Consider the following 13595-nt stretch of genomic DNA (forward strand, 5'->3'; position numbering starts at 1 on the left):
AAAACGCTTTCATTTGACTCATATTTAGAAGCTAGTTTAATTTTGTTTTACCTTCGACATTGCATCAGTTAACCATTTTTCATATTCAGGCTTTGTTCTTTGAATCGTTTTATTAACTGCATCAACTAATTCTTTATCTGTACCGTTAGGCATTGCAATCGCTGCACCTGCTGTATCGTCATCAAAAAGTAGTTCTGTTTTCGCTAAGCTAGGATTACTTTTTACAAGTAGCGTAGCAGTAGGACGGTCTACTAAAACTGCGTCTACTTTTTTAGCAGCTAAGTCCATTGCTAATTCAGTTGATTTTCCTAATAGTTTTAAATCAGCATTAGGAAATTGCTTTTCTACTATTTGTTCTTGTACAGAAGATTTAATTGCAGCAATTTTCGCATTTTTTAAGCTATCATTCGTCGTATACTTGTTCAATTCACTTTTGCGAACAATCATTACATGACGATCTTTATAGTATACGTTTGAGAAGTCTGCATTTTTTTCTCTTTCTTCTGTTGGACTCATAGCCGAAATAATCATGTCAATTTTTCCACTTTGAAGAGCAACTAATAAACCATCAAAGTCCATATCTTTTATTTCATATTTAACACCTAAATCTTTTGACACTTGATCTAGTAATTTAATATCAGAACCAATAATTTTATCTTTTCCGCCATCAACAGTATGGAATTCATAAGGAGGTGTAGCTGCCATCATTCCAACTACTATTTTGCCTTTTTGCTTAATTCCATCTAGCCCCGATTTTGATGCTGTTTTTTCAGCTGTCCCACAACCCGCCAATGAGATCGCAAGTAAACCAGATAATGCAATACCGCTTACTTTTTTACCTAATGCTTTTTTCATCTCTTTATTCCCCCTTAGTAGTTTATTAAAATTTTTTACTTACAGAATATACTAATACCATCCAAAACATATAATAACGTTATATAACATTATAATAGTGAATAAGTCCCATAAAGTCAATAATATTTCTGAAAATTTTCAATTAAAAGTCTATTAGAGATAATAGGATGCAATATAAATAAAAACTGTTGATCATTACAACAGTTACTTGTTTTTTTCCTCTTGTAATACGTACGTTTTAATTTCAGTACAAAACATGCTATTAATATTGATAGAAATCCCTAGTTTCACTCCGCTATTTTATTCTAAATTCTTCAGATGGAGGAATGACTCAGTACTCTTTCGTAGTCTGTTAAAACTGTATCTTTTCAACTTAGTAATACTTTTGATCTTTATCAACGATTTACATTATAAAATATAATGAATTTTCAGATAAAAAAAGAGATGCTAATTCTCATATGAATTACATCTCCAAACAATTACTATTCAATTAAAAGCTAGATCTTTTTATCAATTAGGATTGTCGTTCACGATCCATTCTCCAAATCACATTCATTAAGCTGAACAATTTTTGTTCTTTTTATTAGTTTATATCCAATCCATAAAATAAGGAATAATGGCAACCCTATATATGAAACAAGTACACCGTTCCAGTCTATTGCTTTGCCCATAAATGCTGAATAATTTTGTCCAAGAATAACAACACCACATAGTACAAAAGCAAATATTGGTCCGAACGGGAACCATTTCGCTTTATACGGTAGGTCATTTAAATCCTTTCCTTGCGCTACATATGCTTTACGGAATCGGTAATGACAAATTGCTATTCCGAGCCAAGCAATAAAACCAGACATACCTGAAGCATTAAGTAACCAAACGTAAACTACTCCGTCACCATATAGAGAAGCTAAAAATGCTAATGTACCGACTGCCGCTGTCATGATTAATGCATTAACAGGTACACCCCTTTTATTTAACCTACCTAATGCTTTTGGAGCTTTCCCTTGGCGAGCCATGTCCCACAGCATTCGAGCTGAAGCATACATTCCAGAGTTTCCAGCTGATAATACCGCTGTTAAGATAACTGCATTCATTACAGACGCTGCAAATGCAATGCCAGCTTTATCAAAAACCAGCGTAAATGGACTAACAGTTACATCTCCACTTGCTAGATTATGATTTGTATACGGTATTAGTAGACCGATTACAAATATAGATAATACGTAAAATAATAAAATACGCCAAAATATTTGGCGAGCCGCACGAGGAATATTTCGCTCTGGCTCCTCGCTCTCCCCAGCTGCTACCCCTAATAACTCGGTACCTTGGAAAGAAAATCCAGCTGCCATAAAAATACCAAGTGTTGCCATGAATCCTCCATGAAACGGAGCATCACCAACTGTAAAGTTTTTAAACCCTACTGCTTCTCCACCAATAATTCCAAAAATCATTAAAAATCCCGAAATTAAAAAAATGATGACTGTAACTACTTTTATAATAGAAAACCAGTATTCAGATTCCCCAAACCCTTTAACAGACAGATAATTTAATAGAAAGATAATAGCTAAAAATAATGAACTCCATAAGAGTGAGGATGTATGTGGTAACCAGAATTTCATAACCATTGTAACTGCAGCTAATTCAGCTGCTATCGTAATTGCCCAGTTATACCAGTAATTCCACCCAAGAGCAAAACCAAGTGCAGGATCAACGAATTTTGTTGCGTATGTACTAAAAGATCCTGCAACCGGCATATATGTAGCCATCTCAGCAAGGCTTGTCATTAAAAAGTACACCATTATTCCAATCGCTAGATAAGCTGCTAGAACACCACCTGGTCCTGCATTATGGATGGCACCTCCACTTGCTAAAAATAGACCTGTTCCAATTGTTCCTCCTAGTGAAATCATTGTAATATGGCGAGGTTTTAATCCACGCTTTAACTCTTGAGGCATAGAAGGAATATGATGCTCAGAATCAATGACTGTTATTGTATTTACCGTATTTTTCATTAAAATACTCCTTTTCAGTCGTTTTTAGGATTCGATAATTTTCTGATTTTTTTCGTTCATTGATTGTTTAGGAAAAGTTTGAACATTAGAGAAAATGAGAAGCGAATGCTCGCTTCTCATTTCTTATTTGGAAAAGTCAAAATAATTCCTCTTTAATAATCTTTTTTGCTCGATCAACCCATTATATGAAGTTGTTTTACCAAGTAGCTTAGTATCGATTAAGTATAATTGCTCTTCAATTGCACTAACAGTATCATCTGTTTGATATGTTATTTTACAATCTAAGCAAATGATACATGGTGTTTCTTTAATCTCAATTGCCTTCGTACCATCAGGAAGTTCCCAGTAGACCGTATTTGTTGATTCAACTATGTTAGCTGATTCACACCACTGACATTTCATCATTCAGTGTCTCCTTGCGCACTTCCTACTAGCTTTTCACTAACTTGGATTTTTGTAAGCTGTGCTTGGAATTTCTTTTCTTTTAATTCGTCGCGTTTATCACGCTTATCTTTTAAAGAAGCATGCTCTGGGTTTGTTGCATATGTTTTACGAACTTCCATACGTTGTAAACCTTCTGGTACAAGATTGAATTTTGTTTCATTCATTAATCCCGCGATTCCTGCATTGGAACGTTTTTCATCCATATTAGGATAAATTTCTTTAAAGTATGCTTCTGCCCTACCTGGTACGTAATTTTGTGGTTCCGGATAAGTAGTAATTACACCTTCAAAATTACGAAGTACAACTTTATCAGCACTTTGCGAAATTAAGTAATTTGGTTGAAGAGAAATTTTTCCTCCTCCACCCGGTGCGTCTACTACAAATGTTGGTACTGCATATCCAGAAGTATGGCCGCGTAATCCTTCCATAATTTCTAATCCTTTTGAAACAGGCGCACGGAAGTGTCCAATTCCTTCAGATAAATCGCATTGATAAATATAATATGGACGAACACGGATTTTAACTAAATCATGCATTAGCTTTTTCATAATTGGTACACTGTCGTTAATTCCAGCTAAGATTACGGCTTGGTTTCCTAATGGTACACCAGCATTTGCAAGCATTTCGCAAGCTCGTTTCGATTCCTCTGTAATTTCAATTGAAGTATTAAAGTGAGTATTTAACCATACTGGATGATATTTTTTTAAGATATTACATAGATTTTCAGTAATACGTTGTGGGAAAACTACAGGTGCCCTAGTACCAATACGGATAATTTCCACATGTGGAATTTCTCGTAAATTTTTTAAAATATACTCTAAAATATTATCGTTAATTAAAAGACCGTCTCCACCTGAAATAAGTACATCTCGTACTTGAGGATTTTTGCTAATGTAATTAATAGCTGCATCAAGCTGTTTCTTTGGCACTCCCATTCCAATTTGTCCTGAGAAGCGACGTCTAGTACAGTAACGACAGTACATTGAGCATTGATTTGTTACTAAAAATAGTACACGATCTGGATAACGATGTGTTAAACCTGGTACAGGAGAATCTTCATCCTCATGGAGTGGGTCCTCTAAATCATACTTAGTTTTATGAATCTCCGCAGAGATCGGAACTGATTGCATACGAACTGGACAACGTGGGTCATCCGGATTCATTAACGATGCATAATATGGCGTAATGTTTAGTGGAATTGTTTTAGTCGCAATTCGTACCCCATCTTCTTCGTCTGGCGTGAGATTAATTACTTGCTTTAACTCATCCAATGATTTGATGGTATTTGTAAGTTGCCAAACCCAATCATTCCATTGTTCATCTGTTACATCTTTCCATAATTCAATTTCTTTCCAATGTCTTTTTGGAGCATAGACTGCATTTACCATACTTACATCCCCTTTCAAATTGTTTGTTTTAATATATAGCAAGAGCCGTGCCAAAAATTTACAACTAATTAATAAAACCGCCACAAATATAGAAAATTCAAACTATTCAGCCTGTTTTTTTATTTTTTTAAGCTAAAATCTTAAGATGGTTTCTTCCCAAGAGGAATTAAAAATAATAAAACCGCCTAAAATTAGGCGGCTTGGCTATTGAAAGAAGTGCTAAAACTAGTATTTTTAGAAGATTAAAATGTAGTTTATACTACGATATTTAACTTTTGAATCTTATATTGAAGAGTTTGCCTAGGTATTTCAAGTAGTACTGAAGCTTGTTGAATATTAGAATTTGTTTGTAGCAATGCTTGTTTAATAAGTGAAATTTCCATTTCTTGCATTGCAGAACGTAAAGGCTGAACTCCTTTTGTCTCAGTACTTTTCTTAATCTGCTGTAGTTGAATTGGAAGATGTTTAACCGTAAGAGTATGCCCTTCTGCCATAATCATCGCATGCTCAATCGTATGCTTTAGTTCTCGGACATTACCAGGCCAATTATATTGGTGGAATAACTCGAATACAGTATGTTCTACATTTCGAATATTCTTTGAGAAACGTTCATTGAATTGCTCAACAAAATGAGACGTGAGCAACTCTATATCAAAATTCCTTTCTCTTAACGGTGGTATGAACAAAGAAAAAACATTCAAACGATAATACAAATCCGGTCGCATGATACCGTTTTGAACGCAATCTAAAGGTGATTCATTAATTGCGGCGATTACTCTTACATTCACTTTACGGGTCTTCTGATCACCTATTCGGCGAACAACTCCATCCTCTAGTACCCTTAGTAGCTTGGCTTGGAGCTCTAAAGGCATCGAATTTAGTTCATCTAAAAACAAGCTTCCACCATCTGCAAGTTCAAACAACCCTGCTCGATCAATCGCTCCCGTGTAACTACCCTTTGTTGTGCCAAATAGTATACTTTCCAGTAATGATTCTGGTAAAGCAGCACAGTTTTGCGCAATAAAAGGGCCTTCACTTCTATTTGAACTATGGTGAATTGACTGGACAAAAAGTTCTTTCCCAGTTCCAGTTTCACCAACTACAAGTACTGCAGAATCTGCATTTGCTACCTTTTCAACTTGATTTTTTACGGCTATTAAAGCAGGGTCATCTGTTAATATATCTGATATCGTATATGAGTGAACTTGCTTAGCTTTTCCTTTTTTTACTTGCGGTGTAATCCTCGCTTGTAAGTCTAATACTTTCTCACCAAGCGATTTAATTGTAGAATAATCCTTTGCAATTTCAACAGCACCGATCAATTGATCATCCAAAACGATTGGAATTGTCGTGTTAACAGTATCAATGAATTGGCCTTTAATATTTTCATAGCGTTGAGGCTGTTGAATAATCGCTTGCTTTGTTTCTAGTACTTTCAGTAAGGTACTTGTTTCTTTCGTTAAAGAAGGGAAAGCTTCTAGTACATGCTTTCCCAGAACCTCTTCAACTGAAACACCGTCATGGTCAGCCGCAACTTGATTATAAAATATAGTCATTCCATTTTTGTCGACTGCGTGAATTGATTCATCGATACTATTTAATATGGCACTAATCATTTCATTAGTTGGAATTGTTGCGTTCATTTTATAACCATCCTTTCACTGCCGAAAACTTGGCGATTTAACGCTCACTTTTCGGCAGTTTGACATTAAAAGACTACTTTTGAAAGATCTTTCACCCATACATTCATATCTTCTAATTTATCAAAGATATAGCAGTTGTTTGTCATTCTTCCAGTGTACTTATACCCTAATTGATGAAAGGCTGCATTCATTCCATATGATAATGATCGCGCTATCGTATAAGAGCAATAAACCGATTGGCTTACTAAATCCTGTTCCAACTTCTTCATTAGCTCCTTCATCAAACCATGCTTACGATGCTCTTCAAGCGTTGCACAATTTGTTAGCTCGGCATTTCTTTGACCGAAGTCCACTTCAGCAGATGCTGCACTTACAATATTTCCATCTTTCTCATAGACCCAATAAATAGTCCCTTCATCCATCGTCTTTTCAACATAAGCGGATTCATTTAAAGGTGTAGGATATACCTTAAAAACTTGACCATATAATTTAGCAAGTTTAGTTGAGTCTTTTTTTTCAGCTCTTCGTAAAACATAACCGTCTGGAATAACTTTTTCGTTTGATCGATCACTCTTTAAAACAGCATCTAAAATATCATCTCCAGCGGCCCAATAAAGACTATTTCTTCTCTCTTGGCTAGCATATTTCGTAACAAAAAAGCCATCACTACCTTGAAAATAGCCTTTCAGTGCAGATTCAATCATATATCCTGCTTGTAAGAATGAATATAAATGTTCACTTCTTGCTTTAATAATTAGCTTAGTAAATTTGTGCTCTTTTGCTAGTTTTTCTATTCTCTCGATTAATAGTGATGCATTCCCTAGGTAAAAATCAACTCGAATTCGCTCATTAAAATAATCTAAAGCACCTTCGAAATAGTAGTTTTCCTGTTGAACTTTAATTGTTTCATAATACTTTTTCGTTTTCATATACTCCCTCACCTTCATGTTGTTGACCTTCAACTCCACACCAGTCAATTAATGTACAAGCAATGATCTCTGCTGCTAAAAACATTTGATCTAAATCAATAAATTCATCTGGGTAATGAGCTACTTTTGTCTCCCCCGGTCCAAAAACAATCATTGGAATATTTAAAATTTGTGTAAATAATCCTCCATCTGTTCCCCATGGTGCAGCTTCAACTACTGGGTTTTGTTTCATTGTTTCAAGATAATTTCGTTGCAAAGTTTTCACTAATTCACTATCAGCTTCAACAGTACCAGGAACCCATCTTGCTCCAAACCACTCTACTTCTACAGGATTTTCTACGAACCAATCATCAAGATTTTTAATATGATCTATCCAATTCTCAAATTCTATTTTTGCATCTTCTAATTTTTCATTTGGTGCTACTCCGAATCTTCCTTCTAAAGTCACTAAATCAGATACAGAAGATGGCCATGTTCCACCATTAATTGTTCCAATATTAATTGGAATTGGAATCGGTACGCCATCATATAACGGATCAGCTATTCGTTGATTTCGTAATTGCTCAAGTTTTTGAATTTGTTGAATGATGAGTACGCTTTTTTCGATAGCGCTCACACCTTCGTAACGAGTACCTCCATGTGCTACCTTACCTTTTACCTTTAGACGGAACCACATTGATCCTTGTTGCTTAATGAAAAACTTCATATTTGTTGGTTCAGGGATAATAACACCATCAGCTGTATAGCCTCGTAAAATTGTAGCAAGTGTACCAGCACCACCGCTCTCTTCCTCGATTACGCTTTGAAAATAAACATTACCTTTTAGTGTTATTCCACTTCTTTTAATTGCTTCAATCGCTAAAATTAGCGCAACATTTCCGCCTTTCATGTCAGTTGCCCCACGCCCATAAAGCTTGTTATCTACAACGGTTGCACTGTAAGGAGGGTAAGTCCATTGCTGAATATTTCCTTCTGGTACAACATCTATATGTCCATTTAGAATCATGGACTTTCCTCCGCTCGTTCCTTTAAGCGTAGCGACAATATTAGGACTACCGGTAAAACTGTCTCTTGTTGAAATAAAATAAGGATGCTCTTTCATTTCTTTTAGATCTGGTTCCCAGACGTCTAAATCCAAATCAAGCTCCCTCAGCTTTTCAAGGACAATTGCTTGTGCTTTACTCTCATTACCAGACACACTATTTTCCATTACTAACTGTTTTAGAAGATCAATTGTTTTATCTTTATGATTGCTTATATAATCTTGAATAACTTTTTTGTAATGACTCATCCTCTTCACCCTTTTCTATATAAACATTTTTAAGTCCGTACTAATTTCTAGTTTCGCACCAGTTTTTTCGATTACATCCTCTACAGTATATGGACTCATTAGTTCTTTAAGCACCAAAGTGTTATTGACTACTTCAATTACAGCCATTTCCGTTATGATTAAATCAACACAAGATTTAGAAGTTAATGGCAAACTACATTCTTTGACAATTTTTGGATTCCCAGCTTTATCGGTATGATTCATAACAACGATTACTCTTTTAGCTTTTTGAGCTAAATCCATCGCTCCACCTATTCCCGGTACACGCTTTCCAGGTACAATCCAGTTTGCTAAATCTCCTTTTTCACTAACTTGTAATGCTCCTAGAACCGTTAAATCTAGTAAGCCTCTTCGTATAATGCCAAAAGCAGTAGCACTATCAAAATAACTAGCTCCTTTTAAAACAGTTATTGGGAAGCCACCTGCATTACATAAATTTTCATCTTCTTTTCCTTTTTCGGGACTCGGTCCAATTCCCATAACGCCATTTTCCGCATGGAACATGACGTGGACATCTTCCGGTAAGTAATCAGGTACAATGGATGGAATTCCGATCCCTAAATTTACAATCATTCCGTTTTTTATTTCCTTAGCAGCTCGCATTGCAATCTTTTGACGAAAGTCTATTCCCATGCCCATTTCCAGTTCACTCCTTCTGATGAAATTATGTAATTAACAAATACACCTGGAGTTACGATTTCCTCAGGGTTCAACGAGCCAAGTGGAACAATTTCTTCCGCTTCTACAATCGTAATATCTCCTGCCATAGCCATATGAGGATTCATATTCCTTGCACTCTTGTCAAAAACCAAATTTCCAAATGGATCAGCTTTCTTTGCAAAAATAATACTGACTTCTGCTTTAAGAGCTTCTTCAACTAGAAACTGTTTACCTTTTACAGATACTTTCTCTTTACCGTTTTCTGCCATACTATCAAGACCTACATCTACTAAAACTCCTCCAAGCCCCATTCCTCCAGCACGGATACGCTCTGCTAACGTACCTTGCGGTGAAAATTCTACTTTGAGCTTTCCTTCCGTCATTAATTTTCCTGCAAACGGATTCGATCCTATATGAGATGTCACAATTGACTTGATCCTTTCATTTCTTACCATCCTTCCGATACCAATATCCGGAAATCCAGTATCATTACAAATCAAGTGAAGATTCTTAGCTCCACTTTCAAATAGTGCTTGAAGTAAAGTTGGCGGTGAACCGACTCCTCCAAATCCTCCAACCATAAGTGTCATTTCGTCATGAAAAAATTGATGGATTTGTTCCATTGTTGTTATTTTTTTGTAAGTATTTTCAACTAAATTCATACGATGTCCCCCTTAGCTGTATAAGATAGATGGGATTGTTCCGCTTCCAATTCTTTTAAACCATCTGTAAGAATTTGAAGTAATTCATCAATTTCTCCATATGTAATCGTTAAAGGTGGCGCAATCATGAAAGCTGAATCTTCTTTTCCGTTTTTTCCAGCAACAGAAGGGTATAATAGTAACCCCTTACTCATTACTTTTTGAATAAAGGAACTCGATTTAATACCGTGAATAAATTCAAGGCCGATTAACAAACCTTTTCCTCTAACATCTCCTATGAATGGAAATTTCTCTTTTAATCCTTGGAGCTTATTTAACAGATAATTGCCTTTTTCTTCTGCTGCTTGTACTAAATTATGCTTTTCAACATACTCAATTACAGCTAATGAAACAGCAGCTGATAGTGGGTTAGCACTAAAAGTATGTCCACTCATAACAAGCTTTGAGCCTTGCATAATTGGTTCAATAACGCGATCACTGGCAATCGTTGCAGCCATCGGAGTATAGCCAGATGTTAATCCTTTTCCAAGCGTAACGATATCAGGCTGAACACCCCAGTGCTCCATTGCAAACATTTTTCCAGTACGCCCAAGGCCAGTCATAACCTCGTCTGCAATTAGTAAGATATCGTACTTTTCACAAATAGCTTTAATTCTTTGGTAGTAACCTTTTGTTGGTACAATCGCACCACCTGCAGCACCAATAATTGGTTCAGCAATAAAAGCTGCAATATTTTCAGGACCAATTCGATCAATGGCTGTTTCTAATTCAGATGCACATGCTAAATCACAAGATGAATGTTCTAAGTTGAAAGGACAGCGATAACAATATGGTGGTGAAACTGAAGGGTAATCCTCCAAGATTGGTACAAATCTTTGGCGTCTTAAAGGGTGACCCGACATAGATAGTGCTCCAATTGTTATCCCATGGTAGCTCATCCAGCGTGAGAGGATTTTATTCTTCCCCTTCACTCCCTTTTCTTGATAATGCTGTATCGCTAGTTTCATAGCTGTTTCTGTTGCTTCCGTGCCACTATTAACAAAGAACGTCCAATTTAGATCACCTTGGGTAATATCACTCAGCTTCTTTGCTAGCTTCTCAGCAGGTTCACTAGTAAATTGTGAACGATAAACAAAAGAGACTTGCTTTGCTTGTTCAGTCATAACATCAATGATTTCTTCAACCCCATGGCCAATTCCTACAGTAATAGCACCAGATGAACCATCAATATACCTATTGCCATCTTTATCAAATAGGTACACACCCTTTCCATGAGAAATCATAGGGTAATGCTGGCCAAGTAATGGTTTAATTAAATAATCTCTTTCCACTTTTTATCCCCATCCTTTCTTATATAAAACGAAAAAAGCCACACTACTAAATATTAGAAATTTAAATAGAGGGTATTTTTTAGTATTCTTTCTTTCTGAGATACTTCCTTTTTATTTTTTTACACTTAACCTTTGTATTCAAAAATTAATTAGATGTTTTTATCTTTTAACATAAGATTTGTACAGCTAGTTGCCCGCCCCAATTGATTGCCAAATACATATCTATATAAAGAAAACTCCGTCGACTGCGGATTTTTTAAATGAAGTCAGAGACGTAGTTGCACTTATACTTAACCCCTAAAATTGGCAACCTCGTCGAGTAGATTCCCAGCTGCCAATTTATCATTTTTAACGTGAAAAAATACGAATCACAATCGGTTGGCGGTGAAGATTAAAAATGGATTTATCCGAGAAAGTTAGAGTTGAGATAGATAGTCTAATAGATAAGATTAAATCGGATCAAAGTGATGATGGATCATGGAGATATTGTTTTGAAAGCGGCCCTATGACTGATGCCTATATGATTATTATTTTAAGAGCGCTTGAATGTCATGAAGAAGAACTAATTAAGAAGCTAGTTAATCGTTTATTGATAAAGCAAGATGCCAATGGGGCCTGGAAGCTATTTGATGATGACTCAGGTAATTTATCGGTGACCGTTGAGGCCTACACTGCATTGCTGTTCTCTGGTTATATAGAAATTACTGATGAAAAAATGAAGAAAGCAGAAGCGTTCATTTGTCAAAATGGGGGATTAGAGAATGTACACATCTCCACAAAATTTATGCTTGCTTTACATGAATTGTACCAATGGCCTAGTTTTTTTCCAGTACCTCTCCTTTTAATGAATTTGCCAAAGTTTTTTCCTTTATCATTCTATAAATTTAGTTCTTATGTTCGATTTCACTTTGCCCCTCTCTTAATATTAGGGCATAAAAAATTTACGACTAAAAATAAGTGGACGCCTACTATACAACATTTGTTTGCAAACAATAAATTTAGCAGAAGGCGAAAATTCCCAAACTTTAAAATGCCTTTCATTAATTCATTATCCAAAGTGGCTATTAAGAAGGCTGAGAAATATATTCTTCAAAATATTGAAAGAGATGGAACATTATCTAGTTATGCCAGCGCTACTTTTATTGGAGTTTATGCACTTCTTTCATTAGGCTATCAAACTACTTCTCCTGTAATTCAAAATGCTATTTTAGGTATAAAATCTTACCTATTTGAATTGGAAGATTCCCTTCATATCCAAAATTCCCCTTCGACAATATGGGATACAGCACTTACTAGTTACGCATTGCAGGAAGCAGGTGTGCCGATAAATGATAAAGCGATTGAGTCCGCTTCTAACTATTTAGTCTCTCTCCAACATACGATAGTCGAGAAAGATCATAGGACTTGTTTAGGAGGATGGGGTTTTTCTCAAAGCAATACTCAAAATCCGGATGTAGATGATACACAAGCAGTTTTAAGGTCGACAACTAATATCTCCTTAATAGATGAAGATTATAGGAAGTCATGGAACGCTGGAGTGAAATGGTTATTTGATATGCAAAATAAGGATGGTGGATGGGCCTCATTTGAAAAAAACAGTAGCAAGTACTTAAAACTTATTTTCCCTATCCAAAATTTCGTTGATACTGCAATTGATCCATCTACAGCAGATTTGACCGGTCGAACGATCGAATTTCTAGGATCCAAATTAAAATTAAATATGGTTCATCCAAGAGTTGAAGATGGGGTTAATTGGTTAATCCATCATCAACACGAAGATGGTTCATGGTACGGTCGTTGGGGAATATCATATATTTATGGAACATGGGCCGCTATTACTGGTATGAAAGCGGTCGGTATTCCTTCAAGTCATCATAGCATTCAAAAAGCTAATAAATGGTTACTAACTATAAAAAATGAAGATGGTGGATGGGGTGAGTCTTGTAAAAGCGACATAGAAAGAACGTATATCCCTCTTTCTTATTCAACCATTGTTCATACCTCATGGGTTGTGGATTCACTCATTTCAATCAACGATTATCCTACTAGTGAAATTGAGGATGGTATCGTCAACATTTTAAACTGGTTAAAGATCCATGATAAGCGACTGACCTATCCAACAGGTGGGGGATTACCAGGCCATTTTTATATAAATTACCATAGCTACCGTTATATTTGGCCCTTATTGACATTAAGTCATTATCTAAAAAAGTATAAGACAAGTGACTAATTTATGATTTCTAGTTAAACGCCTTGTCCATATTTTCTTTGACTGCATATAATACATTGTTGAAAAAATATTTGTGTGCATGTCATATTAGTTAATGGTTTAAACAATAAA

The 13595-nt window shown here is 35.7% G+C and carries 11 protein-coding genes; 1 reads left to right on the forward strand and 10 read right to left on the reverse strand.

The features are described 5' to 3' along the window. Positions 1-36: 36 nt before the first annotated feature. From RAH41_RS11710 to RAH41_RS11755, 10 genes are all read right to left on the reverse strand, one after another. Positions 37-855: a transporter substrate-binding domain-containing protein gene (locus RAH41_RS11710; RefSeq protein WP_331222658.1), complete on the reverse strand. Its 819-nt coding sequence runs from the start codon at positions 853-855 to the stop codon at positions 37-39. A gap of 527 nt (positions 856-1382) precedes the next feature. Next, entirely contained in the window at positions 1383-2810 is a 1428-nt protein-coding gene (locus RAH41_RS11715; protein ID WP_331222702.1) for an amino acid permease, read from the reverse strand. Positions 2811-2990: 180 nt separating this feature from the next. After that, positions 2991-3269: a YokU family protein gene (locus RAH41_RS11720; protein ID WP_331222703.1), complete on the reverse strand. Its 279-nt coding sequence runs from the start codon at positions 3267-3269 to the stop codon at positions 2991-2993. Continuing rightward, positions 3269-4699, reverse strand: coding sequence for a lysine 2,3-aminomutase (gene ablA, locus RAH41_RS11725; protein ID WP_331222659.1), 1431 nt, complete (start codon positions 4697-4699; stop codon positions 3269-3271). Before ablA ends, RAH41_RS11720 begins: the two co-directional genes overlap by 1 nt. A gap of 254 nt (positions 4700-4953) precedes the next feature. Beyond that, a complete protein-coding gene (locus RAH41_RS11730) occupies positions 4954-6342 on the reverse strand; it encodes a sigma-54 interaction domain-containing protein (protein ID WP_331222660.1) in 1389 nt (462 codons plus the stop codon). 65 nt (positions 6343-6407) lie between these two features. After that, positions 6408-7271, reverse strand: a complete 864-nt coding sequence (ablB, locus tag RAH41_RS11735; RefSeq protein ID WP_331222661.1) for a putative beta-lysine N-acetyltransferase — start codon at positions 7269-7271, stop codon at positions 6408-6410. Next, on the reverse strand, positions 7249-8562 hold the full coding sequence (locus RAH41_RS11740) for a peptidase (protein WP_331222662.1): 1314 nt from the start codon (positions 8560-8562) through the stop codon (positions 7249-7251). Before RAH41_RS11740 ends, ablB begins: the two co-directional genes overlap by 23 nt. Before the next feature lie 15 nt (positions 8563-8577). Then, positions 8578-9240, reverse strand: coding sequence for a 3-oxoacid CoA-transferase subunit B (locus RAH41_RS11745; protein ID WP_098846183.1), 663 nt, complete (start codon positions 9238-9240; stop codon positions 8578-8580). Next, complete coding sequence (locus tag RAH41_RS11750; RefSeq protein WP_331222663.1) at positions 9225-9923, reverse strand: CoA transferase subunit A; 699 nt, start codon at positions 9921-9923, stop codon at positions 9225-9227. Before RAH41_RS11750 ends, RAH41_RS11745 begins: the two co-directional genes overlap by 16 nt. Beyond that, entirely contained in the window at positions 9920-11254 is a 1335-nt protein-coding gene (locus RAH41_RS11755) for an aspartate aminotransferase family protein (protein WP_331222664.1), read from the reverse strand. Before RAH41_RS11755 ends, RAH41_RS11750 begins: the two co-directional genes overlap by 4 nt. Before the next feature lie 397 nt (positions 11255-11651). Here RAH41_RS11755 and RAH41_RS11760 point away from each other — a divergent pair, with 397 nt between their 5' ends. Beyond that, on the forward strand, positions 11652-13484 hold the full coding sequence (locus RAH41_RS11760) for a prenyltransferase/squalene oxidase repeat-containing protein (protein ID WP_331222665.1): 1833 nt from the start codon (positions 11652-11654) through the stop codon (positions 13482-13484). The last annotated feature ends 111 nt before the right edge of the window (positions 13485-13595 follow it).

Source organism: Gottfriedia acidiceleris (genome assembly GCF_036421055.1).
GTDB lineage: Bacteria > Bacillota > Bacilli > Bacillales > Bacillaceae_G > Gottfriedia > Gottfriedia acidiceleris_C.